The sequence below is a fragment of the Streptomyces sp. NPDC043685 genome (genome assembly GCF_056436585.1).
The window spans coordinates 337,849-360,583 of the sequence record NZ_JBWKCH010000009.1 but is presented as its reverse complement, the minus strand read 5'-3'; the positions used below and the strand labels follow the sequence as shown (position 1 = coordinate 360,583).

The 22,735-nt window shown below is 72.2% G+C and carries 21 protein-coding genes; 14 read left to right on the top strand and 7 right to left on the bottom strand.

The annotated features are described in order from the left end of the window. Nucleotides 1–104: 104 nt before the first annotated feature. Both AC0665_RS29350 and AC0665_RS29345 read right to left on the bottom strand, forming a co-directional pair. Nucleotides 105–806 (bottom strand): NAD(P)-dependent oxidoreductase, encoded by a 702-nt coding sequence (locus AC0665_RS29350; RefSeq protein ID WP_478706111.1) that lies wholly within the window; start codon nucleotides 804–806, stop codon nucleotides 105–107. Beyond that, entirely contained in the window at nucleotides 803–1,813 is a 1,011-nt protein-coding gene (locus AC0665_RS29345) for an EamA family transporter (protein ID WP_478706110.1), read from the bottom strand. Before AC0665_RS29345 ends, AC0665_RS29350 begins: the two co-directional genes overlap by 4 nt. A gap of 79 nt (nucleotides 1,814–1,892) precedes the next feature. Between AC0665_RS29345 and AC0665_RS29340 the strand changes: the two genes are divergently transcribed. The 8 genes from AC0665_RS29340 (at nucleotide 1,893) to AC0665_RS29305 (ending at nucleotide 8,178) form a co-directional block, all read left to right on the top strand. Continuing rightward, complete coding sequence (locus tag AC0665_RS29340) at nucleotides 1,893–2,792, top strand: LysR family transcriptional regulator (protein ID WP_478706121.1); 900 nt, start codon at nucleotides 1,893–1,895, stop codon at nucleotides 2,790–2,792. Nucleotides 2,793–2,842: 50 nt separating this feature from the next. After that, nucleotides 2,843–3,178: a deoxyxylulose-5-phosphate synthase gene (locus AC0665_RS29335; RefSeq protein WP_478509500.1), complete on the top strand. Its 336-nt coding sequence runs from the start codon at nucleotides 2,843–2,845 to the stop codon at nucleotides 3,176–3,178. 599 nt (nucleotides 3,179–3,777) lie between these two features. Next, nucleotides 3,778–4,455 (top strand): glycoside hydrolase family 11 protein, encoded by a 678-nt coding sequence (locus AC0665_RS29330; protein WP_478607872.1) that lies wholly within the window; start codon nucleotides 3,778–3,780, stop codon nucleotides 4,453–4,455. A 45-nt stretch (nucleotides 4,456–4,500) separates the two neighbouring features. Beyond that, complete coding sequence (locus tag AC0665_RS29325) at nucleotides 4,501–5,130, top strand: polysaccharide deacetylase family protein (protein ID WP_478706109.1); 630 nt, start codon at nucleotides 4,501–4,503, stop codon at nucleotides 5,128–5,130. A gap of 163 nt (nucleotides 5,131–5,293) precedes the next feature. Then, entirely contained in the window at nucleotides 5,294–5,779 is a 486-nt protein-coding gene (locus AC0665_RS29320; RefSeq protein WP_478706108.1) for a hypothetical protein, read from the top strand. 126 nt (nucleotides 5,780–5,905) lie between these two features. Further along, nucleotides 5,906–6,709 (top strand): SAM-dependent methyltransferase, encoded by an 804-nt coding sequence (locus AC0665_RS29315; RefSeq protein WP_478509504.1) that lies wholly within the window; start codon nucleotides 5,906–5,908, stop codon nucleotides 6,707–6,709. 285 nt (nucleotides 6,710–6,994) lie between these two features. Next, nucleotides 6,995–7,678: a hypothetical protein gene (locus tag AC0665_RS29310; protein WP_478706107.1), complete on the top strand. Its 684-nt coding sequence runs from the start codon at nucleotides 6,995–6,997 to the stop codon at nucleotides 7,676–7,678. A 20-nt stretch (nucleotides 7,679–7,698) separates the two neighbouring features. After that, on the top strand, nucleotides 7,699–8,178 hold the full coding sequence (locus AC0665_RS29305) for a MarR family winged helix-turn-helix transcriptional regulator (protein WP_468636386.1): 480 nt from the start codon (nucleotides 7,699–7,701) through the stop codon (nucleotides 8,176–8,178). Between the two features lie 95 nt (nucleotides 8,179–8,273). Here AC0665_RS29305 and AC0665_RS29300 read toward each other — a convergent pair whose 3' ends face one another. Next, the gene (locus AC0665_RS29300) at nucleotides 8,274–9,452 is read right to left on the bottom strand and encodes an MFS transporter (RefSeq protein WP_478706106.1); all 1,179 of its coding nucleotides are present in this window, start codon (nucleotides 9,450–9,452) and stop codon (nucleotides 8,274–8,276) included. Nucleotides 9,453–9,528: 76 nt separating this feature from the next. Between AC0665_RS29300 and AC0665_RS29295 the strand changes: the two genes are divergently transcribed. The 3 genes from AC0665_RS29295 to AC0665_RS29285 all read left to right on the top strand — a co-directional run bounded on the left by AC0665_RS29295 (nucleotide 9,529) and on the right by AC0665_RS29285 (nucleotide 11,996). Further along, a complete protein-coding gene (locus tag AC0665_RS29295) occupies nucleotides 9,529–10,521 on the top strand; it encodes an ArsR/SmtB family transcription factor (protein WP_468411541.1) in 993 nt (330 codons plus the stop codon). Between the two features lie 9 nt (nucleotides 10,522–10,530). Beyond that, entirely contained in the window at nucleotides 10,531–11,034 is a 504-nt protein-coding gene (locus tag AC0665_RS29290; protein ID WP_468636380.1) for a glutathione peroxidase, read from the top strand. Between the two features lie 77 nt (nucleotides 11,035–11,111). Beyond that, the gene (locus AC0665_RS29285; RefSeq protein ID WP_478706105.1) at nucleotides 11,112–11,996 is read left to right on the top strand and encodes a MerR family transcriptional regulator; all 885 of its coding nucleotides are present in this window, start codon (nucleotides 11,112–11,114) and stop codon (nucleotides 11,994–11,996) included. Between the two features lie 109 nt (nucleotides 11,997–12,105). On the opposite strand, the gene AC0665_RS29280 is transcribed toward AC0665_RS29285, so the two are convergent. The 3 genes from AC0665_RS29280 to AC0665_RS29270 all read right to left on the bottom strand — a co-directional run bounded on the left by AC0665_RS29280 (nucleotide 12,106) and on the right by AC0665_RS29270 (nucleotide 14,357). Continuing rightward, nucleotides 12,106–12,297 carry a DUF397 domain-containing protein gene (locus tag AC0665_RS29280; RefSeq protein WP_102912542.1) on the bottom strand — a complete coding sequence of 64 codons (192 nt, stop codon included), beginning with the start codon at nucleotides 12,295–12,297 and terminating at the stop codon, nucleotides 12,106–12,108. A gap of 196 nt (nucleotides 12,298–12,493) precedes the next feature. Beyond that, complete coding sequence (locus AC0665_RS29275) at nucleotides 12,494–13,351, bottom strand: helix-turn-helix domain-containing protein (protein ID WP_363119271.1); 858 nt, start codon at nucleotides 13,349–13,351, stop codon at nucleotides 12,494–12,496. Between the two features lie 250 nt (nucleotides 13,352–13,601). Next, on the bottom strand, nucleotides 13,602–14,357 hold the full coding sequence (locus AC0665_RS29270; RefSeq protein WP_363119270.1) for a GOLPH3/VPS74 family protein: 756 nt from the start codon (nucleotides 14,355–14,357) through the stop codon (nucleotides 13,602–13,604). A gap of 234 nt (nucleotides 14,358–14,591) precedes the next feature. Between AC0665_RS29270 and AC0665_RS29265 the strand changes: the two genes are divergently transcribed. The 3 genes from AC0665_RS29265 (at nucleotide 14,592) to AC0665_RS29255 (ending at nucleotide 21,080) form a co-directional block, all read left to right on the top strand. After that, complete coding sequence (locus AC0665_RS29265) at nucleotides 14,592–17,774, top strand: D-alanyl-D-alanine carboxypeptidase (RefSeq protein WP_478706104.1); 3,183 nt, start codon at nucleotides 14,592–14,594, stop codon at nucleotides 17,772–17,774. 162 nt (nucleotides 17,775–17,936) lie between these two features. Continuing rightward, nucleotides 17,937–19,862, top strand: a complete 1,926-nt coding sequence (locus AC0665_RS29260; protein WP_478706103.1) for an MFS transporter — start codon at nucleotides 17,937–17,939, stop codon at nucleotides 19,860–19,862. Nucleotides 19,863–19,964: 102 nt separating this feature from the next. After that, nucleotides 19,965–21,080 carry an ADP-ribosylglycohydrolase family protein gene (locus tag AC0665_RS29255; RefSeq protein WP_468411551.1) on the top strand — a complete coding sequence of 372 codons (1,116 nt, stop codon included), beginning with the start codon at nucleotides 19,965–19,967 and terminating at the stop codon, nucleotides 21,078–21,080. Between the two features lie 77 nt (nucleotides 21,081–21,157). Here AC0665_RS29255 and AC0665_RS29250 read toward each other — a convergent pair whose 3' ends face one another. After that, entirely contained in the window at nucleotides 21,158–22,726 is a 1,569-nt protein-coding gene (locus tag AC0665_RS29250; RefSeq protein WP_478706102.1) for a sodium:solute symporter family protein, read from the bottom strand. Between the last annotated feature and the right edge of the window lie 9 nt (nucleotides 22,727–22,735).

Below are 22,735 nucleotides of genomic sequence, written 5' to 3'. Positions count from 1 at the left end.
TAGCGAGCAGCTCTGTCACCGGAACTGCCGCGTACCAGGGCACGCCGCTTGCCCGGCCCTCTCCGAGTCGGCCCGGCCGGGCCGTGTCCGACGCCCCGCCCCGTTCATGCCGGACCGCGTCGACCGTCGTGGACGACCGTGATCAAGAGGTCGGCACCCGGGGTCTCGAGTTCGTCGATCACCGCCACCGCCAGGTCCTCGGCGCTGATCCAGGAGCGGCCGTCCGCGGCGAGGAGCAGGGTGTCGGTGCCGCGTCGGTAGCGGCCCGTTCGTATGCCGGGTTCCAGCAGGGCCGGTGGGCTCAGGTAGACGTGGTCGGCGTCGGTGTGGGAACGGCAGGTCCGCAGCTGGGCGACCCCGGCGGCGGCTACGGCCTTGATGTCGGGCGGCACGTACGCCGGGTTGTCCGCCACCAGCAGGTCGCGGTCGTCGGGGCTGCGCAGTGCGCCGGCGCCGCCGACGACCAGGACGCGGATGCCGAGCCGCGCCGCCGTGTCCAGCACCGTTCGGGTGGCGCCGACCAGGAACCGCTCGTCGGCCGGCACGGTGCGCACCGCCAGGACGACGGCGTCCGCGGCACGGTGGGAAGCGGAGCCCGCGAGTGCCTCGTGCAACGCGTCAGCGTCGGTCGTGTCCACCGCGAGCGGCGTCACGTTCGCGTTCCCCGTGGGCGTGTCCGCCGGTTTCCGGGACAGGGCTAGCACCCGGTGTCCCCGGGCGCCGGCCTCGTCGGTCACCCGGCTGCCGACCATGCCGGTGGCGCCCACCACGGCGATCGTCATGCCGTGGTCTGTCGTTGTCCTCATCGGGTCCGTCCCTCTCGTGTGCGGTCGTGGTGCGAGCCGGTGTTCCGGGGTTGTGGTTCTCTCCGCCCCGGGCGTGCCGTGCGGCCCGGCAGGCGTGGTGAATCGAGTTGCGCCGCGAGCAACGCGGCCAGGGCGAGGACGAAGCCGAGGGCCTGGGGAGGGCTCAGTGACTCGCCCAGCGCCGCGCCGATCACCGCCGCGACCAGCGGGGACAGCAGCACCAGCGGTGCGGAGGCGCCGACGGGCAGTCGTCCGACACCGCGGAACCACAGCGTGGAGGCGATCAGTCCGCCCACGCTGCCGAGCCACAGGTATCCGCCGGCGGCTCCGGCGTCGATGTGCGGCGGCTTCCCTTCGATCGCGACGAGGGGAAGCAACAGCAGCCCTCCCGCGGTCAGTTGCCAGCCGGTCAGGGTGAGCGGACCGACCCCGGCGGGGAGTCCCCACCGCTTGGTGAGGACGATCCCGGCGGCCATGGCGGCCGTACCGCCGAGGCCCGCCAGGACGCCGACCGCGTCCAGCCGGGCCTGTGGCCCCAGCACGACGAGTCCCACGCCGACCACGCCGAGGACACCCCAGGTCAGGCGCCAGACCGTCGGCCGGACCTGGAGCAGCGCCACGGCCAGCCCGGCGACCATCAGCGGCTGGGTCGCGCTGAGGGTGGCGGCGACACCGCCGGGAAGGCGTTCGGCCGCGACGAACAGGAGGGGGTACAGGGCGCCGATGTTGAGCGCGCCGAGGACGGCGGCCTTCCACCACCAGGAGCCACGCGGGAGAACGCGGGTGATCGCCAGCGCGAGCAGCCCGCCGGGCAGGGCGCGGAGCATCCCCGCGAAGAGCGGATGGCCCGGCGGGAGCAGTTGCGTGGTGACGACGTACGTGGTGCCCCAGGACGCGGGGGCGAGCGCGGTGAGCGCGGTCAGGGCGGCGGTGGTGGCCGGCCGCGGGGCGTGGGAGGTGCCCGGGCTGCCGGGCACCGGCGCGGTCGACGTGGGCGGGGTCTGCATGTGATGAAGTCTCAGAAACACCCTTCCATGTGTCCAACACATGCTTGTCATCGCAGCCATGAGCCAGAACGATGGATGGGTGGACCTCCAGCAGATGCGCTACGTCGTCGCCGTGGCCGAAACCCGCAACTTCACCCGCGCTGCGGAACGCTGCTTCGTGGTGCAGTCGTCGCTCAGTCACCGGATCGCCGCCCTCGAACGGGAGCTCGGGGTCAAGCTGTTCGCCCGGTCCAGCCGACGAGTCGAACTGACGCCCGCCGGGACGGCGTTCGTCGCCGGCGCACGCGAGTGTCTGGCCGCCGCCGACCGCGCGGCCGCCGACGCCGCCGCCGCGACCGGCGTGGTGCGCGGCCGGCTCGCCGTCGGGGTGATCGTGACGACGGCCGCCGTCGACGTGCCCGAGCTGCTTCAGCGGTACCGCGCGCGGCATCCGGACGTCCGCGTCGCCCTCCGGTCCGGACGCAGTGACGACCTGGCGGCGGCGGTCCGCGGGGGCGAGCTCGACATCGCCTTCCTCGGCGTGCCGGAGGGCGAACCGCCGGTCGGTGTGGAGGCCGTCGTGCTCGGTCACGACCAGCATGTGCTGGTGGTGCCGGCCGGGCACCGGCTGGCGGAATCCGGCCGGGTCACGCTGGGGGACATCGCCGAGGAGACGTTCGTGGACTTCGTGAGCGGTACGCCCGCCCGGGCCCAGTCCGATCAGGCCTTCGCCGCGGCGGGCCTGGCACGTGAGGTCGCGTACGAGGCCGGAGTCGTCGAGCTGATCACCCAGTTGATCACGCGCGGGCTCGGCATCGCGCTTCTGCCGTCGGCGTTCATCCGGCCCCGGGCCGCCGGAGACCCCGGGCTGGCGCTGGTCCCGGTGGCCGACGGACCGCGTCGGACCGAGTACCTGGTGTGGAGCCGCTTCAACCCCAGCCCGGCCACCCGGGCGATGCTCGACGTCCTGGGGGTGGGTGCGCCGTCGGCAGGGGCCTGACCGCCGGAAATGCGTCGAGCCCGGCGCCGCTGCGGCTCTACCCTTGCCGCATGGCCCATGGAAAGACCTCGTACGTCTGCCTGCCCTGCCGGGCCTCGTACAAGCAGCCCCACCCCGGCCGGCACGACTCCGGCCGGGTCTGTCCGCGCTGCGCCGGACCGCTGATCCACGTGGGCTCCGCCTTCGCGGCACCCAGGAGGCGGGACACCGCCGCCTGGCGGACCCTCTCGGTGCTGCTGCACGCCGGTGTGCGCTTCCACAAGAGCTGCTGCGGCGGCCCCGGTTACCGCCCTCGCACCCTCGTCGAGGTGCGCGAGCGGATGGCCTACGCGCGGGCCACCGGAGAACCCTTCGCCCGGGCCTTGGTCCGCCGCGACCTGCCCTAGACGGGTAGTTCCGAAGGTCACGACCCTCTCCGGCAGGCGGCAGCTTCTCGGCACCTCGAAGGGCCGGTTGGTCCTGGTCGCGGCAAGGCAGGCGGCGGCAAGGGACACGGCCGCCGCCAGGTACTTCTCCAGCCCTTCCAGGCCGACCTCGGCGAGCCCGGGCCCGGCGTCGTGGACTCGCCCCCAACTCCTCGCCTACCAGGACGTGCTGAACGTGCGGAACGGCAGGACGATCGTCTCCCTTCTGCCGCGGACCGGGGGCTGACCGGAAGGGTCCCGGGGCGGGGAGGGTCTGCCTACTCGGCCCGGGACCCGGCCCGTCCGGGGAGCAGTCTCGCTCCGGAAGACCACCGAAACATTCGACGAGCGGAGCCTGGCCCTCCGCCCCTACGGAGTCCGAAGACGTTGGATGCCTGACGACATCGAGACGGCAACTACCGCGTGAGCAGCGGCTATTCGCCTTTCAGCTCTCCCGGACGGCGCCGAACCTTTCGCGATGAATGCCGAAACCATTGACAGTTGACAGGGGCAGGCCAACACTCCCGGATAACAGAGCTCCCCCATAGACCCACCCCACGAGGACATGGAGGAAGCACCCCATGAACCAGTCATCCGGCCGCTTGCGGCTGCTCCTCAGCGGCGTCTTCACGATGCTGATGGTCGCGGTCGCGGCCCTCACGATGCCGGCCACCGCGCACGCCGACAGCGTCGTCACCACGAACCAGACGGGCACCAACAACGGCTACTACTACTCGTTCTGGACGGACGCGCCGGGCACGGTCTCCATGACCCTGTCCTCCGGCGGCAGTTACAGCACCTCATGGCGCAACACCGGGAACTTCGTCGCCGGCAAGGGCTGGAGCACCGGCGCCCGCCGCACGGTGACCTACTCGGGCTCGTTCAACCCGTCCGGGAACGCGTACCTGACGCTCTACGGCTGGACCGCGAACCCGCTCGTCGAGTACTACATCGTCGACAACTGGGGCACCTACCGGCCCACGGGCACGTACAAGGGCACCGTCACCAGCGACGGCGGCACGTACGACATCTACAAGACGACGCGGTACAACGCCCCGTCCGTCGAGGGCGTGCGCACCTTCGACCAGTACTGGAGCGTGCGGCAGTCGAAGCGGACCGGCGGCACCATCACCGCCGGCAACCACTTCGACGCGTGGGCCCGGGCCGGGATGCCCCTGGGCAACTTCAAGTACTACATGATCATGGCGACCGAGGGATACCGGAGCAGCGGCAGCTCCAGCATCCGGGTGGGGCCGTGACGGCGAAGCGCGTGCCGATCGTCGTCGCGGCGGCCGCGGCCCCTCGTGGTCACGGCCACCACGGCCTCGACCGCCACCCCGGCACGGGCGGCCGCCTGCGGTGCCGGCTACGTCGGACTTACCTTCGACGACGGCCCGTCCGGCACCACGACGCGACTGCTCGGCGCGCTCCGGCAGAACGGCCTGCGGGCCACCATGTTCAACCAGGGCCGCAACGCGGCCGCCGACCCGGCCCTGGTCCGGGCCCAGGTGAGCGCCGGCATGTGGGTCGCCAACCACAGCTACACCCACCCGCACCTGACCCGGCTGAGCCAGGCGCAGATCGACTCCGAGATCTCCCGCACCCAGCAGGCCATCACCGACGCGGGCGGCGGCACGCCGAAACTGTTCCGGCCCCCGTACGGCGAAACGAACGCGACGGTGAAGTCGGTCGCGTCCCGGTACGGCCTGACCGAGATCATCTGGAACGTCGACTCCCAGGACTGGAACGGCGCGAGCACCGACGCGATCGTCCAGTCCACCGCCCGCCTCACCAACGGGCAGATCATCCTGATGCACGACTGGCCGGCCAACACCCTGGCGGCCATCCCGCGCATCGCCCAGGGCCTGGCCTCCCGAGGCCTGTGCGCGGGAGCGATCTCCCCTCAGACGGGCCGCGCGGTGGCCCCGTCCTGAGTGCCCGGCGCGACGGCACACCCGCCGTCGCGCCACGGGCGCGGGGTCGGCGGGCGCGGGCCGCCGGGCGCGGTGCCGACGGTTCACAGTCGGCCGTCGGCGCGTGTCGTACTTGAGTACGCGTGCTCATGACGTCCCTCCCCTGACCGTCGATCCTGGACGTATGACGAAACGGGGATTGTTCGGGGCCGGGGTCGCGCTCGTCGGTGGGGTGCCCGTGGCCGCCTGGGGGTTGATGGGGCAGCAGAACTACGACGGGCTGCCGGCCAGTGAGCTGGACTACGCGTTCCAGCCGTGGGACATCGCGGACGGTGTGGCCGCGGTCGCCGGGGGGCTCGCGCTGGCGCTTGCGGCGGCCGGTGCGGGGGTGCTCGTGCGGGCCTCGCTGCGGGGGGCGCTGGACCGGCGGTGGTGGGGGGTGCTCGGGCCGCTGGTGGTGCTCGGGCTCATGGCCGGGGTGGGGTGGCGGATCCTGACCGCGGGGGGCATCGGGGCCAACATCGGAGCCGGGCTGCTGGTCATCTTCGGTACGCCGATCGCCGCCGGGCTGCTGCTGTGGTCCCTGGCGTGGGCGTTCTGGCTGGTCACCCGGCACCACGGGCACGAGGGCGGCGCGGACCTGGGCGGTTTCGCCTCCCGCGGGGTGTAGCGGGCGGGCCGTGGCCGAAACTCCACGGCAGGCCGGAGGCGGGGAGGCCAACTCCGCGAGCGCGGCGGTGGGTTCACCTAGGTTGGTGGGCCGGTCCGCCCTTCCCACCCCCCAGGAGGCCACGCCGTGTCCGATGACAGGCTGCGCGCACGTATCGACACCTCCAAGCCGCACTCGGCCCGCTTCTGGAACTACTTCGTCGGCGGCAAGGACAACTACGAGGTCGACCGCGAGATCGGGGACCAGATCAAGTCGATCTTCCCGGGGCTCGTCGACGTGGCGGTCACCAGCCGCCGGTTCCTGGGCCGGGCCGTCGGGTATCTGGCCGGTGAGCAGGGGGTACGGCAGTTCCTGGACGTCGGTACCGGTCTGCCCACGGCCGACAACACCCACGAGGTCGCGCAGCGCGTCGCTCCCGATGCCCGGATCGTGTACGTCGACAACGACCCCATCGTGCTGGCGCACGCGAACGCCCTGCTCACCAGTACCGCCGAGGGCAGGACCGCGTATCTGGACGCCGACCTCTACGACCCCGAGGCCGTCCTGAAGGCCGCCGCCGGCACGCTCGACCTCTCCCGGCCGGTCGGTCTGATGATCCTCAACACCCTCGGTCATGTCGGCGACTACGAGCAGGCGCGCGATCTGGTGCGGCGGCTCATGGCCGGGTTGCCGGCCGGCAGCCACCTGGTGATCAGTGACAGCACCGCGACCAGTGAGGGCATGATCGCCGCGTCCGAGGCGTACAACTCCAGTGGGGCGGTGCCGTATCACGTCCGTGGCGTCGCGGAGATCGCCGGGTTTTTCGAGGGGCTGGAGCTGGTGGAGCCCGGTGTGGTTCGGGTTCCCGAGTGGCGGCCGGAGGGTTCCGGTGAGGCCGGTTTCGGTGGCGTCGCCGTGGATGCGTATTGCGGGGTGGGGCGCAAGGTGTAGGCATGTCGTCCCGTGCGGAGGGTTTGGGGAGCGGTCGCGCAGTTCCCCGCGCCCCTGTTTGAGCGGGTGCGGCGCCGTGGGGGCTGGTCGCGCAGTTCCCCGCGCCCCCAAGAAGGAGCCTCGACCCGGCGGTCCGACGCGATCTCCCCGCGTCCCCGAGAACGTGCGGCGCCGTGGGGGCCGGGCGCGCAGTTCCCCGCGCCCCTGAGAAGGAGCCTCGACCCGGCGGGCCGTCACAGAGCGCGTCCCGAGAGATCTGGGTCGGTGGCACGGGATAATCGGGGCATGTTCGTCCCTCCCCCCGTGCCCGAGCCCGTCGGTCGGCTTCTCGGGGATCTGTTGGGGGTGGGTGAGGCCTACTCTCTCGTTCTCGGCGGCGGCTACGGGGTGCTGGCGCACGGGCTCGTCGAGCGGGCCGGGCCGGACGTGGACGTGGCGACCGAGCACCCGGCCGCGATGGACGTCATCGCCGGTGCCGTCCGGTCCGGCCTGGTGGGGCGCGGCTGGCTCGTGCGGACCCTGGAGACCGAGCCGCTGACCGCCCAGTTCCTGGTGACGGACGCGGCGAGCGGCACGGAGTGCGAGGTCGCTGTCCGCAAGGAGATGCTGTGGCGCCCGCCCGTGGAGACGGAGCTCGGTCCGGCGCTCGCCCTGGACGACCTGATCGGCACCCGGGTGCGGGACCTGGCCGACCGCGGACTGGCACGCGACCTGGTCGACGTGCACGCCGCCTCGGCCCGCTGGAGCCACCCCGAACTGGAGGAACTCGGCCGCCGCCACGCCCCCGGCACCTTCGACCTCACCGACCTCCAGGCCCGGCTGACCGGCACGGACTGGCTCGACGACAGGGCGTTCACCGTCCACGGTCTCGACCCGGCGTCCGTGCCCGGGCTGCGCCGCTGGGCGCAGGAGTGGGCCGACGACATCGCCGAACGCCTCATCGAGGGCGAGGCCCCGGACGAGGAGTGACCGGTCGGTACCCTGACCCGATGGGGAACGGGGCAACCGGGCAGGTGGGAGTCGTCGCCGCGCTGGTGCGCGCGGCGTTCCTGGTCGACGGTGTGTACGCGGAGGCCAGCCGTGCGTACGGACTGACGCCGCAGCAGGGGCAGTTGCTGTGCGTGCTGATGGCACAGCCGTACGGGATGAGCGAGCTCGGCGAGACGCTCGGGCTGGCGAAGTCGAGTCTGACCGGGCTGGTGGACCGGACGGTCCGGCGCGGACTGGTACGGCGGGAGCCCGACCCGCGCGACGGGCGGGCCGTGCGGGTCGGGCTGACCGACGAAGGGGCCGCGCTCGCCGGGAAGTTCTACGCCGAGACCTGCCGCCGGATGGAGGCCCTGCCGTCCGGGCTGAGTGGCGCCGAGCGGGACCGGTTGGCCGTCCTGCTGTCCCGGGTCGTGGTGGACAACGAGGTCCCCGAGGTGTTCGTGGAGGCCGCGAGGGGCCCGGGACCCGGCGCCGGCTGAACGACTGACCGGATGACCGGCTGACCGACTCGCCAACTCGCCGACTCGCCGACTCGCGACCCGACCTTCCGGCAGCAGCCGCCCGCGGAACTCCCTCAGCAAGTCACCGACTTCAGCTCCGCTCTCCCCGCCGCGCCCCTCAGCAGCAACGTCACGCCCACCGAGCCCCCGGCCATCGCCGTCATCGCCCAAGCCGGGGAGGTCAGTTGGGCGAGTGACCCCGCCAGTGCCGCCGCCACCCCCTGCATCGTAAGCATCCCGGCCGAGTGCAGTCCCAGGGCGTGGCCCGTGAGGTCGTCGGGCGTCAGGGCCACCAGTCGCTCCTGCTGCACGAGGCCCGCGCCGAACCCCACGGAGGCCAGGCTGACCGCGGCCCCCGCGAGCGGAAGCGCCGGGTGCAGGAAGAACGGCACGTACGGCAGGGCCAGGAGCAGCAGGAGCGGGAAGCCGAGGCGGGAACGCGGGCCGGGTGGCAGCACCCGGCCGACCAGTACGTCCCCGGCCAGCATGCCGAACGCGGCGCAGGCGAAGAGGGTGCCGGCGGATGCGGGTGCGTAGGAGACGTAGAGGGATTCGCAGCCGACGACCAGGCCGTTGGGGATCCACAGGGCCAGGTAGACCTGCCGTCGGGGCGGGGAGGACCAGAGCAGGGCGTTGGCGCGCCAGGTCGCCGACACCGAGGGGCGGCCCGTCGTACGCGGCGGGCGGCGGGTCAGTCCGAGGCGTACGACCGCGGCCGCCGTCACGTAGAGGGCGGCGGCCACCAGCAGGGACAGCCGGGGGGACAGCAGGGCCACGAGCGCGCCGCCGGTCGCGTAGCCGGTGATCTGCATGAGGCCGCTCATCATGTTGAACACCGAGCGGCCGAGCAGATAGCCGTCCGTGGAGGCGATCTCGTTCAGCAGGCCCCAGCGCACTCCCCCGCCCACCGATTCCACCAGCCCCTTGGCGACGACGATCGCGAGGACCGCCCAGACGTCCAGACCGGGCAGGGCCAGTGCGGCCGTGGCCGCGGCGAAGAGCAGGGACAGGGCCGTCAGGGCCGCGCGCGGGGGCAGCCGGTCGGCGGCGGAGAGCAGGAAGGTCGCGCCCAGCACCTGCACCAGTGAGGAGCCGAACATGCTCACCGCGGACAGCAGCGGTGACCCGGTCGCCCGGTACACCAGGGTGCCCAGGGCCAGGTTGCCCATCGTCTGGGCGACCGTCTGCGCCGACGCGGCCAGGAAGAACGGGGTGAACTCGGGTGTGCGGAACAGTTCGCGGTAACTGCGCATGGGCGGAGTCTTCGACGCCCACGCCCGCGTGGTTATTGTTTCGCGCAGGCGCGAAACCTCGGGGAGGGGGTGCTCCGTGGGCTGGTGGCAGATCAACGCCGACACCCTGGCCCGGAGCCGGTTCGTGATCTCGCCGTTCGCCGAGGCCTTCGCGAGTCTGCGCCTGCTGCACTCGGCGAAGGCGGCGCACCCCGGCGAGCGGCGGTGGCTCGACGCCCATCTGCCGGCCTACCGGCGGCGGCTGGCCCGGGACCCGGTGACCGCGCAGCTGATCAGCGCGGGGATCGGGCGGGAGTGGACGGCCGACTTCCTGTCCCCCGCCCCGCGCGACGGGGAGACCTTCGAGCGGGGCGTGGCGCGGGTGCGGGCGGCCGACCCGGTGGCGGCCCGCACGGACCTCACCGTCTCGCTGCGCGGCCCGGTCCCGCCTCCGCTGCACCGCGACGACCTCCCGGAGCGCGCCGCCGACCTCCTGACGTACGTCTGGACGACGGCGGTCCAGCCCTACTGGCCCCAGCGCCGGCGCATTCTGGAGGCCGATGTGGTCGCGCGGACCGCGCAGGTCAGCCGGGGCGGCTGGGCGTCGGCGCTGGACACGCTGCGGCCGGGGACGCAGTGGCTCGGGGAGAACCGGCTCCAGGTCAACGCGCACGAGTACCCGCCGCGCGAGCTGTCCGGTGCCGAGCTGGTGTTCGTGCCCATCACGACGCAGCGCATCGGCTGGGTGGCGTGGGAGGGCACGGACCGGTACGCGCTGGTCTACCCGTGCGCCGGGGCGCTGGCCGACCCCGGCGGCAGGCCGGTGCCCGCGAGCCTCGGCGCGCTGCTCGGCACGGCCCGCGCCGGTGTGCTGGTCCGGCTCGGCTCGCCGCTGAGCACCAGCCAGCTGGTCGCGGTGACCGGGCAGGGCCTCGGTTCCGTCGGGCGGCATCTGCGGGTGCTGCTGGACGCCGGTCTGGTGGAGCGGCGGCGGGCGGGCAGGTCGGTGCTGTACTCGCGGACGGCGGCGGGGCAGGTGCTGGTGGAGGCCACCGAGGCCCCGCGGAGGCCCGGCACCCGGCGGAGCTAGGGTCTGCTCATGACGACTACCAACGGTTCCTCTCCCCTCGACGTCGAGATCGGTGCGCTGCAGGGCGGCTCCGCCGACCTGTCCCAGTACGCGGGCAAGGCCGTGCTCGTGGTGAACGTCGCCTCCAAGTGCGGCCTGACCCCGCAGTACACGGGCCTCGAGAAGCTCCACGAGCAGTACGCCGGGCGCGGCTTCTCCGTCCTCGGCGTGCCCTGCAACCAGTTCCTCGGGCAGGAGCCCGGCAGCGCCGACGAGATCGCCGAGTTCTGCTCGGCGACGTACGGCGTGACCTTCCCGATGACCGAGAAGGTCGAGGTCAACGGCGAGGGGCGGCACCCGCTGTACCAGCGCCTGACCGGTTTCGCCGACGCCGAGGGGCACAGCGGGGACATCCGCTGGAACTTCGAGAAGTTCCTCATCGGCCGGGACGGCCAGGTGGTCGCCCGCTTCTCGCCGCAGACCGAGCCGGACGCGGCGGAGGTGGTCGCGGCGATCGAGGCCCAGCTGGCCTGAAAGGGGGCCTGCGGGGCGTTGACCTTGCCCCTGGGGCAGGCCCGAGTGTCCTCGTCGTCGGGCGGAAGAGCCGCCCGGTGACGGAGGATGCCGTGGTGGACGGACCGGAACGGGACCTGGAACTGCTCACCATCGGGGCGTTCGCCGCGCGCGCCCGCCTGTCGGCGAAGGCCCTGCGACTGTACGACCGGCTGGGCCTGCTGGCCCCGGCGCACGTCGACGCGAGCACCGGCTACCGCTACTACCACGCGGGCCAGGCCGAACAGGCCCGGCTCGTGGCCTTGTTGCGGCAGTTGGACATGCCGCTCGCCCGGATCGCCGAGGTGGTCGCGGCGGGCGACGGGCCGACGGCCGCCGAGCTGCTCGGCATGTACTGGGCGGACGTCGAGGCGCGGGTGGCGGGACAGCGGACGCTCGCCGCATACCTCCGTGGACGACTGTCGGGGAGGAGCTCCGAGATGTACGGGACGTTCACGGTCGAGACGGTGGAGGTGCCCGCCCACGTGGTGGTCTCCGAGAAGCGGCACACGCTGGCGGCCGAGCTGCCGGCGTGGATCGGGGCGGCGCTGGGACGGCTGGAGGAGGCGGCCCGGGAGTGCGGAGGCATGACCGGGGTGCCGTATGTCGCCTACCACTCGGAGGTGTCGATGGAGAGCGACGGCCCCGCTGAGGCGTGCGTGCCGGTGGCCGACGAGGCCGCGGCCCGGGCCTGGGCGCAGCGGCGGGGCAGGGCGTGGGAGACGGCGGTACGGGTGGAACCGGCCCGGCGGCTGGCGTTCACCAGGATCACCAAGGCGCAGGTGGCGTACCCGCAGATCCTGGCCGCGTTCGAGGCGGTGGAGGAGTGGATGGCGGCGCGGGGACTGACGGCGACCGGCCCCTGCCGGGAGCTCTACTTCGCGGACTGGGCGGCGGCCGGCCCCGAGGACCCGGTGTGTGACGTGGCGTTCCCGGTGAGCTGAGCTGTCCCGGAAATCTGTCTCCGGGCACAGACGGAGCCCTCTCGGCAAGGACGGCGATGCTGGTCGAGAGGGCTCTGCCGGTGATGCTCGTGGTGCTGTCGGTCGGTGGTCAGGCCTTGACCGAGGCCACGAAGGCGCTCCACGCGTCGGCGGGAAACGCCAGCTTGGGGCCCTCGGGGATCTTGGTGTCCCCGAGCTCCAGGGCCTCGTCGACGGTCGACCTGACCATCACGCACGCACCGTTGTTGTTGGTGTAGGAGGACGTCGTCCACGTTTCCGTGGCGCCCAGACGAATTGCCATGATCGCTCCGTTGCGAGTTGCGTTTACGCCAACCCGTGCTGGTGGTTGGCGTGATCGACGCTACTCGCCCACATCCTCGTTCGGAGCAGTCATTCACTCGACCGGATGGCATATTCCAGGGGAGTCTTCCAGCCAGGCGTGTCACGGGGTAGCATCCCGCGTTTTGCCCGGCGGAAGGTCGTCCTCCGGTGGCGGCTCAGCGCGCGTACTCCTTCGCCACGTTCTCGATGAGCTGCCGGGACTGGTCCACGTTCAGCGACTGGGCGCGCAGGTGCTCGTACATCACCGTGTACTTCTGCACGTCGAGCGGCTTCTCCAGGTACAGGTCGCTGGTGACGCCCTCGATGTAGACCACGCTGGAGTCGGCCGCGTCGGCGAACTCCAGGATGGAGTACTGGCCGTTGATGCCCGCGTGCGCGCCGACCTCGAACGGCAGCACCTGCACGGTGATGTGGGGCAGTTGCGACATCTCGATGAGGTGCTCCAGCTGTTCGCGCATCACCTGGCGGCTGCCGACGACCCGGTGCAGCGACGCCTCGTCCAGCACCACCCACAGCCGCAGCGGCTCCGTCTCGGCGGTGATACGTCCCTGCCGGCGCAGCCTGACCTCGACGCGCTTGTCGTTGTCCGCCTCCGACGCCTCGGGCGAACCGCCGCGGATGATGGCCTCGGCGTACGCCCTGGTCTGCAACAGGCCGGTGATGATCTGGGGTTCGTACACTCTGAGCGACTCGGCGTCGGTCTCCAGGCCGATGTAGACGCTGTAGGGGATGTCCCCGAAGGCGTGCCACCAGCCCTGTTGCCGGGAGTCCTTGGCCATCTGCATCAGCGAGTCGACGATGCGCTGGTCCTCGACCTCGTAGACCCCGCACAGGTCGCGGACGTCGCGCTGGCTGATGCTGCGCCGCCCGTTCTCCAGCCGGCTGATCTTCGACTGCGACACCAGCAGCCGCTCGGCCACCTCTTCGGCCGTCATGCCCTTGAGCTCGCGGAGCCTGCGGAGCTCCTGGCCGAGCCGGCGCCGCCTGACGGTGGGATTGACATTGGACGCCACGGGACGTGCACCTCCGGCTGCGTGCCTCTACTTTGCGTATCTGCTGTTGAGCAGACTGCCACCAAGGTGCTTACTACCGCTGGGAAACGGTGGATATGCGACGGGTACACGCCAGTTCGGGCACGGCACGCCGAGCGGGGCGAAGAGAGTCTGCGCTCTCTTCGCCCCGCTCGGACAGCGGCTCCCGTGACCGGGTTCGTGGGTCCCGTGGTGCGTGCACCGGTCGTGGGCCGTGCGGGCGCGGCGCGGCTCAGTGGGCCACGGCGCGCGCCATGGATCCGTGGCGCGGTTGCATCGGAACGCCGCGGGCGGGTTCCGGTGCGGGCCTGGCTCCGCCCGCGGCCTGACGGCCGGGCGGAGCCGGGTTGCGGCGCGGCTGGGCCGCGACGCCGTTCTGGACGTCCATCACCGCGTGCGCGACGAGACCGCCCATGGGGTCGTGCCTGATCAGGTCCCGCAGCCGGGATCGAGAGGAACGCCCCTCGTTGCCCGGGTACAGGTGCTTGCCGAGACCGACCGCGTGAGCGAGTGCGGCGAGGGCCGCGGTCCGCGGGTCCGGCGGTACGCCGGTGCGGATCGCGGAGTCCAGCCGGGCCCTGATCTCCCGGCTGATCTCGGTGTCCGTCGCCTGGTAGCGAGTCGTCGGCAGCACTCCGCACATCTGGCCGGCCACGGCATGCACCATGCCGCACCGCTCCAGATGCGAGAGGTAGGTCTGGCGCAGCCCCAGTCGCGGCCCGCCAATCCAGTTCACTGCCCGCACGGGAGCGCCACGCCTTCGCAGCAACTCCAACGCGCAGTCCAACGTCGGATCTCCAGTCGGCCGTGGTGCCACCACGGCGATACGATCCCCGTCTGGGGCTATCCGTCCGGCCAGCGCCAGCTCTACTAGCTGTGCTCCGGCCAGACCGAGGTCGAGCGACTGCGGCTGTGCGGTGGTACCCGTGGTCGGGTCCAACGCCAGCAGCAGAAGCTCCTCCGGAAGTGTTCTGCGGCTCCTGCCCATCCATGCCTCCCCGCGTGGATGAAAGACAGGGTGACCCCTCTCACATTGGTCTGTCGAGGGTGCGTGACCGGTTCGTAGTGGAACCAGTAGGTATGTCGTTCTCGTCTACCGGATGGGTTTGGCCCGCACACAGGACACTGGTACATGGTTCGGACAGCGCCGAGCGGTGTCACGGGCGGCGGTTCACGGTTCGGTACGCGCACGCGGGGAGTGCGGCGCGAGGAGGAGGCATCGGTGGCGGGCGAGTCCCCCGACAGGTCGAAGCAGCGCGAGTCGTCGGCACGAAGGACGTCGGGGAGCGCGAGTCCGGTTCCGGAGGCCAGGAGCGAATCCGCCGACCCGCGGCTCGCGGTGTCCCGGGACGCGGAGAAGTCCTCGACGCGGGGTGCTGCCGACACGGCGACCCGCGTGCTGTCCAGCCGTTCGGCGAAGGACCCGGGCAACACCGGGCGCTCCGCGGACGACTCGGACCCCGGGGACGCGGCGGCTGACGCCGGGTCGTCCGACGGGGGGTCCTCCGACGCGGAGTCCTCCGACGCCGGGTCCTCCGACGCGGGGGGTGGTGACGGGCGGCTGCGGGACGCCGTGGCCGCGTGGGTCGCTTCGGCGGACGGAGAACCTGCCGACGTGGACGCCAAGGGCGGCCGGGGCGGCCAGGGGGCCACCGGGCGCACGGACGAGCCCACCGAGCCCACCGAGGCCGGGGCCGCGACCGGGGAGGCGGGGGAGCCCGCCGAGACCCGGGAGAGCACCGCAGAGGCGGAGAAGCCCGCGGGGGTCGGCAAGACCGCCGGGCAGGCGAATGAGTCCGCCGAGGCCGGGAAGACCACCGCAGCGGCGAACGAGCCCACGGGGGCCCGGAAGACGACCGTGGAGGCGGACGGACCCACCGGGGTCCGGAAGAGCACCGCAGAGGCGGGGAAGCCCGCTGGGGCCGGCAAGAGCGCCGGGCAGGCGGACGAGCCCGCCGAGGCCGGGAAGACCACCACCGCAGCGGCGAACGAGCCCAAGGGGGCCCGGGAGACCACCGCGGAGGTAGACGAGCCCACAGGGGCCCGCAAGAGCACCGCAGAGGCGGGGAAGCCCGCCAGGGGCGGCAAGACCGCCGAGCAGGCGGACGCGCCCACCGAGACCGGCAAGACCGCCACGGAGGCGAACGAGCCCGCCGGGGCCGGAAAGCCCGCCACGGAGGCAGCCGAGCCCACGGGGGCCCGGAAGACCACCGGACAGGCGAACAAACCCGCCGTGACCGGCAAGACCGGCGCGGCGGCGGACGAGCCCGCCGAGGCCGGGAAGACCGGCGCGGCGGCGGACGAGCCCGCCCGGGCCCGGAAGACCGGCGCAGAGGCGGGAGGGTCCGTCAAGGGCGGCGAGCCCGCCGGGCAGGCCGACAAGACCGCCCAGGCCGGGAAGACCACCGAGGCCGGGAAGACCACCCAGGCCGGGAAAGCCACCCCCGCCGGGCAGACCACCGAAGCCGGGAAGACCACCCAGGCAGGGAAGGCCGCCCCCTCCGGGAAGGCCGCCGAGGCCGCCGAGCCGGTGGACGAGTCTGCCGGGAGCGGTGAGGGCGTCGAAGGTGGCGAGGACGGCGGTGCTGCGGGGCGCCGTGCGGTCGGGCGGGCCGAGGTGGCCCGGGAGGCCGTGAAGGACGCCGACGAGCCGGAGGCGGACCGTTCCGCCAAGGGCGCCGCCGCCACGACCGACGCCGACGCGAAGACCTCCACCAAGGCGTCCAAGCCGGTTGATCCCCGGGCTTCCAGCAGTGCCGAGCCCGGGCGGAAGTCTGCCGCCGCCGGTGCCTCCGAAGAAGCCGAGGGCGCGCCGAAGGCCGCCGCCGAACGGCCCGTCGATCAGCCCACCGCCGTCTTCAAGGCTCTGCGGCCTCCCGTCGATCAGCCCACCACCATGCTGAAGCTCGGGGCCGGGGCCAAGGATCTCCCCAAGTCGGACCTCCCGAAGACGGACGCTCCGAAGACGGACGTTCCGGAGAAGGACGCCGAGCGGACCAGCAAGTTCGTCGCGCTCAAGCCCTTGGACGAACCGGCGGCCAGGAAGCCGGCCCCGGCCCCGGCCGAGGCCACCGCGCCCGTGCCCACCGTCGGCCCCGAGCGGACGACGCAGCAGCCGCTGCCGCCGAAGCCGCCGCTGGACCTGCTGGCCGAGCTGACGAACACCCCGCCGCCCCCGGAGACCCCGCTGCGGACGGCGGCCCGGCGGGTGAAGATCTGGACGCCGCTGGTGCTGCTGCTCGTGGTGGTCTTCGCGGTCGTGCAGAGTGTGCGCCCGCTGCCCTCACCGACCCTCGAACTCACCGCCGAGGACAGCTACACCTTCAAGGGCGGCAAGGTCGACATCCCCTGGCCCACCCAGGGCCAGGCCGCGCTGGACGTGCAGGGCATCGGCACGTTCGGGTCCTCCGGCGAGCAGAAGCCCGTGCCGATCGCGAGCGTCGCCAAGGTCATGACCGCCTACCTCGTCCTGCGCGATCACCCGCTCAAGAGCGGCGAGGACGGTCCGAAGATCCCGATCGACCAGGCCGCCCAGGACCAGTCCGACGCCGGACAGGAGTCCACCGTCGACGTCACCAAGGGCGACAAGATCACCCAGCGGGAGGCCCTGGAGAGCATCCTGATCGCGTCCGCGAACAACGTGGCGCGGCTGCTCGCCCGCTGGGACGCGGGGTCCGAGAAGGCGTTCGTGCAGAAGATGAACGACGCCGCCAAGGACCTCGGCATGAAGAACACGACGTACACCGACCCGTCGGGCCTGAACAACACGACCGTCTCCACGGCCGTGGACCAGGTGAAGCTCGCCAGGGCCGCCATGCAGCAGCCCGCCTTCCGCGAGGTCGCGACGATGATGTCGTACGTCGACTACAAGGGGAAGAAGCACGACAACTGGAACCGCCTGGTCGGTTACAACGACGTCACCGGCATCAAGACCGGCACCACCACCTCGGCGCTCGGCAACCTCGTCTTCGCGGCCAGGAAGGACGTGAACGGCGAGACGCACCGGATCATCGGCGCGGTCGTGCGCCAGCCCGCCGGCGGCCCGGACAACACGATCCTGGGCGCCGCGCTGCACGAGGGCGACAAGCTGATCCGGGCCGCGCAGGGCGCGCTGGAGTCGGCGACGATCCTGAAGAAGGGCGACGTCGTGGGGTACGCCGACGACGGTCTCGGCGGCCGCACCCCGGTCGCCGTCACCGAGGACGTCACGGCCGTCGGCTGGGCGGGCCTGTCCGTCAAGCTGACGTTCGCCGGGGACGACCTGCCGCACACGGCCAAGGCCGGGGCGAAGGTGGGCACGCTCACCGTCGGCGACGGCACCACCAGTGCCGTCAAGGTGCCGGTCGCCCTGAAGAAGGACCTGGTGGAGCCCGGGTTCACGGCGAAGCTCACGCGACTGGGCTGACCCGGGGCGCGAGCCCGCACCACCGCACCCCGCCGGTAACGGCCCGTCCGGGCGCCGCCCGGCGGGGTGCGTGCTAGCGTCCCGAATCGGGACAGGTCGCCGTTCGCGGCGGCGCGGCGGCGAAGCCGAGAACAGAAGACGGGACACGGGGAGTGCCTTCGAGTGGCCACTGCGGAGCCGACACGCGCAGACGACGCCGATCCGGGCTCGGTATCGGGCCCGCGAATACGCCTGCCCGAAAAGCCTGAGACATCTGAAACAGCAGAGACTCCCGAGACCACCGGGACCGGCGAGACCACCGGGACCGCCGAGACCCCCGGGACAGACGGAACGCCTGAGGGCGGCGGGGACCGGTTCGAGTGGCCCGCCTCCGTGCTGGCGCTGCGTGAGCGCATGCTGCGGCACCCGGTCCTGTCCATCACGGGCCTCGCCGCGGTGCTGCACATCCTCTGGTTCTTCACGTTCGCGAACAGCGGTGGCGATCTGGCCGCGCAGGACGCCTGGGCGGAGTTCGTCGGCCGGCATCCGGACTCGGCGTACAACCTCGCCTGGTACGGCGGCATGCACCCGGTGTCGTACAGCGTGGTGTCGCCGTATCTGATGTCCGTGCTGGGCGTGCGGACGACGATGATGATCGCGGGGACGGTCTCGGCGGGGCTGCTGACGCTGCTCCTGCTGCGCAGCCGCTCGGTCCGCAATCCGCTGTGGGCGTCGCTGGCGGGCGTGTTCGGGCTCTTCTGCAACGCGGTGTCCGGGCGGGTGACGTTCGGTCTCGGCATGATGTTCGCGCTCGGCGCGGTCGCCGTCGTGTTCTGCTGGCCTTACCGGTGGCGGTACAAGCGCTGGGCGAAGGCCCTGAGCGCGGCGCCGCTGGCCGCGCTGGCCACCATGGCGTCGCCGGTCGCGGGCCTCTTCCTGGGCCTGGTGGCGGTGGCGCTGTTCCTGCAGAAGCGGCGGCCGGGCGCGTGGGCGCTGGGGCTGGCGCCCACGGCGGTGGTGGCGCTGTCGGCGTGGCTGTTCCCGTTCTCGGGGACGCAGCCGATGATGATCGGCTCGGTGCTGCTGCCGCTCGCGTTCTCGGTCCTCACCTGTGTGCTGGTCCCGCAGGAGTGGAAGACGGTCCGGCTCACGGCCGCGGTGTACGGCCTGGGGGTCGTGCTGGTGTGGCTGATCAGCTCCCAGATCGGTTCGAACATCACGCGTCTCGCGATGCTGTTCGCCGGGGTCACGCTGGTCGCCGCGCTGCCGTTCACGGTGCCGCGCAGCCGCAAGTGGTACGCGGCCGTGGTGGCGCTGTGCGGTTTCGGGGTGTGGATCGGCTTCAAGACGGTCGACGACATCGTGCACACGGCCCCGGCGGCGTCCTGGTCGCGCGAGCTGGCGCCGCTGGTCAACGAGTTGCAGCAGGTCGGTGCCGAGAAGGGCCGGGTCGAGGTCGTCCCCGCCCGTTCCCACCGTGAGGCCTCCGCGCTCGCCCCGTACGTCAATCTGGCCCGCGGCTGGAACCGGCAGGCCGACATGGAGCGCAACCCCCTCTTCTACGACGACACCCTCAACTCGGCGAACTACCACGAGTGGCTGAAGCGCTGGGCCGTGCACTACGTCGTGCTGCCGAAGGGCGAGCCCGACGGTGACGGGGGGCAGCGGGAGCGGGCGCTGGTGCGGCGCGGGCTGCCGTATCTGACGCAGATCTGGGGCAACGACACCTGGCAGCTGTTCAAGGTGACCGCGCCCACCCCGCTGGCCGAGCCGAACGCGGTGGTCGAGCGGGCCGAGCAGGGCGAGATGGTCCTCCAGGTGAAGAAGGCGGGCCGGATCCTGGTCCGCATCCCGTACTCGCCGTGGCTGAGCATCGTCGACGCGGAGGGCAAGAGCCTGAAGCCGCCGCAGGAGACGGAGGAGTCCGCGAACCGTCCCGAGGACGAGCCGAAGACGTACGTGAACGTCAACGGCTGCCTGGCGGAGACGGAGGAGGACGCGCAGGGCGACAAGTGGACGGAGCTGCTGGCTCCCAAGGCCGGGACGTATCGCCTGGCGGCGCCGTACCAGTTCCCGCGGGGCACGCCCTGCCCGGAGGAGCTGCGCTGACCGGTGCGCGGTCCGCCGGATCGCGCCCCTCCGAACCCCTCGTTCCCGTTCGATTACAGTGCTGAGCTGTCGTACGTATGGACGGTCCCCGGGGAGGTCTGGGTGGGTGCGACTGCCGGCGCCGTCTGGGGCCGTACAGAGCAGCAGGACTTCCGCAGCCGGGTGCGGGGGACCCTGCTCGGCGTGGCCGTGGGCGACGCGCTGGGGGCGCCGGTCGACGGGCTGACCCTCGACGGGATCAGGGAGGCGCACGGGGCGGAGGGCCTGGTGGACCTGGCCCCCGCCTACGGCAGACGCGGCGCAATCACGCACCTCACCCAGCTCACGCTGTTCTCCGTCGACGGGCTGATCCGGGCGCAGGTCAGGCGGGACACCGGTGCCTGGCATCCGCCGACCGATCTGCACCGGGCGTATCTGCGCTGGGCCGCCACCCAGCGCGACTGGGGGCCCGACGAGCGCCGCAAGGAGGACGGGTGGCTGGCGCGGGAGGAGTGGCTGTACGCGCGGCGGGACCCCAGCCGCGCCCTGCTGCTGGGGCTCGGCGATCCGACCATGGGGACGCCGGAGGCGCCGAAGAACCCCGGTGAGGCCGGGCCCGAGGCGGCGGCCCGGTCCGCTCCCTTCGGGCTGCTCGTGGGCTGGGAGCCGCAGCTGGTGGCCCAGCTGGCCGTCGAGTGCGCGGCGCAGACCCACGGTCATCCCACGGCCTCTCTCGCGGCGGGCGCGTACGCCGTGATCGTGCACGCGCTGGCGCTGGGCGAGAGCCTCGACGGTGCCGTGCAGCGGGCCTTCGGGCTGCTGGCCGCGCGGCCGGGGCACCAGCCGGTGTCGGAGGCGTTGCAGCATGCGCTGGGCGCGGTGCGGCAGGGGATGCCCGGTCCCGAACGCGTGGCGGAGCTCGCCGGGGCGGGCACGGCGGAGGGGCTCGTCGCCGCCGCGGTGTACTGCGCGCTGGTCGCGGCCGACGTCCGGCACGGGCTGTGTCTCGCGGTGAACCACGACGGCCGGTCCGCCACGACCGCCGCGCTGACCGGCGGCCTGCTCGGTGCCCTGCACGGCGAGACGGCCCTGCCGCCGGGCTGGCTGGCCGAGCTGGAGGGTCGGCCCACCATTCTGGAACTGGCCGACGACTTCGCCATGGAGATGACCCAGGGCCCGGCCCTGCACGGCCCGGCGGGCTCCTCCCCCGGCTGGCTGGCCCGCTACCCGAGGGCCTGACCCGACGGACCCACGCGCGCGTGCGCCGGGCGGTACACCCCCTCGTGCGGGGTGTACCGCCCGGTCGTGGCAGGGGGTCAGTCCTTGGCGGTGCGGACCACCTCGTCCGTGGGGGACGGCGGGGCGGGAATGCTGGCCGCGGCCGATCCGTCGTCGTCGGTGTTGATGCGTTCGATGATCGCCAGCCGCTCCGGTGTGTCCTCCGGCCTGAGGAAGCCGACGAGGATGTACAGGACCAGTGAGACCGCCAGCGGGATCGAGACCTGGTACTGGAGGGGCACGCCGCCCTCGACGTTCCAGTTGATCGGGTAGTTCACCAGCCAGAAGGCGAGCAGGCCCATCGACCAGCTGACCAGGGCCGCGGTCGGGCCGGAGCGGCGGAACGCGCGCAGCAGGCCCAGCATCATCGGGATCGCCATCGGGCCCATCAGGCCGGCCACCCACTTGATGACGACCGTGATGATGTCCTTGAACGCGGGCGAGTTGACCTGGGTGGCCGCCGCCATGGACAGACCGAGGAAGACGACCGTGGCGATCCGGGCGACCCGCAGGCCCTGGCTCTGGTTCCAGGTCCGGGCCCGCGCCCAGATCACCGGCGCGCAGTCCCGGGTGAAGACGGCCGCGATGGCGTTGGCGTCGGAGGAGCACATGGCCATCGTGTGCGAGAAGAAGCCGACGATGACCAGGCCCAGCAGGCCGTGCGGCAGGAGCTGTTCGGTCATCAGGGCGTAGGAGTCGGAGCCGTCCGGCTTCTGTGACTCGACCAGCAGCGGCGACATCCACATGGGGAAGAACAGGACCAGCGGCCAGACCAGCCAGAGGATCGCCGACAGCCGGGCCGACCGCTCGGCCTGCTTGGCGTTCGGCGTGGCCATGTAGCGCTGGGCCTGGTTGAGCATGCCGCCGTTGTACTCGAAGAGCTTGATGAAGAGGAAGGCGAGCAGGAACACCGTGCCGTACGGCCCGACCAGCGGTTTCTCGTGGCCCTGGAGCTCGGGCGAGTCCCAGACGCCGAAGAAGCCGCCGTGGTCGTCGAGGCGTACGACGACCGCGACGAACATCGCGACGCCGGCCAGCAACTGGATGACGAACTGGCCGAGTTCGGTCAGCGCGTCCGCCCACAGGCCGCCGATCGTGCAGTAGATCGCCGTGATGGCGCCGGTGATGAGGATGCCCTGGTTGAGGGAGATGCCGGTGAAGACGGACAGCAGCGTGGCGATCGCCGCCCACTTCGCGCCCACGTCCACGATCTTCAGCAGCATCCCGGACCAGGCCAGCGCCTGCTGTGTCTTGAGGTCGTAGCGGTTCTTCAGGTACTCCAGCGGGGAGGCCACATGGAGCCGGGAGCGCAGCCGGTTGATGCGCGGGGCGAACAGCTTCGACCCGATGGCGATGCCGAGGGCGATGGGGAAGGACCAGGTGACGAAGGACGTGACGCCGTAGGTGTAGGCGATGCCCGCGTACCCGGTGAACATCACCGCGCTGTAGCCCGACATGTGGTGCGAGATGCCGGAGAGCCACCAGGGCATCTTGCCGCCGGCGGTGAAGAAGTCGCTGACGTTGTCGACGCGTTTGTGCGACCAGACGCCGATCGCGACCATCACGGCGAAGTAGCCGATGAGCACGGCCCAGTCGAGACCGTTCATGTGCGCCCT

Bases quoted from the DNA above. Each gene is read 5' to 3' on its own strand.
- AC0665_RS29330 (WP_478607872.1), top strand. From the start codon at position 3,778: ATGAACCAGTCATCCGGCCGCTTGCGGCTGCTCCTCAGCGGCGTCTTC.
- AC0665_RS29300 (WP_478706106.1), bottom strand. From the start codon at position 9,452: ATGCGCAGTTACCGCGAACTGTTCCGCACACCCGAGTTCACCCCGTTC.
- AC0665_RS29310 (WP_478706107.1), top strand. From the start codon at position 6,995: ATGTTCGTCCCTCCCCCCGTGCCCGAGCCCGTCGGTCGGCTTCTCGGG.
- AC0665_RS29305 (WP_468636386.1), top strand. From the start codon at position 7,699: ATGGGGAACGGGGCAACCGGGCAGGTGGGAGTCGTCGCCGCGCTGGTG.
- AC0665_RS29320 (WP_478706108.1), top strand. From the start codon at position 5,294: ATGACGAAACGGGGATTGTTCGGGGCCGGGGTCGCGCTCGTCGGTGGG.
- AC0665_RS29250 (WP_478706102.1), bottom strand. From the start codon at position 22,726: ATGAACGGTCTCGACTGGGCCGTGCTCATCGGCTACTTCGCCGTGATG.
- AC0665_RS29350 (WP_478706111.1), bottom strand. From the start codon at position 806: ATGAGGACAACGACAGACCACGGCATGACGATCGCCGTGGTGGGCGCC.
- AC0665_RS29345 (WP_478706110.1), bottom strand. From the start codon at position 1,813: ATGCAGACCCCGCCCACGTCGACCGCGCCGGTGCCCGGCAGCCCGGGC.
- AC0665_RS29290 (WP_468636380.1), top strand. From the start codon at position 10,531: ATGACGACTACCAACGGTTCCTCTCCCCTCGACGTCGAGATCGGTGCG.
- AC0665_RS29280 (WP_102912542.1), bottom strand. From the start codon at position 12,297: ATGGCAATTCGTCTGGGCGCCACGGAAACGTGGACGACGTCCTCCTAC.
- AC0665_RS29335 (WP_478509500.1), top strand. From the start codon at position 2,843: ATGGCCCATGGAAAGACCTCGTACGTCTGCCTGCCCTGCCGGGCCTCG.
- AC0665_RS29270 (WP_363119270.1), bottom strand. From the start codon at position 14,357: ATGGGCAGGAGCCGCAGAACACTTCCGGAGGAGCTTCTGCTGCTGGCG.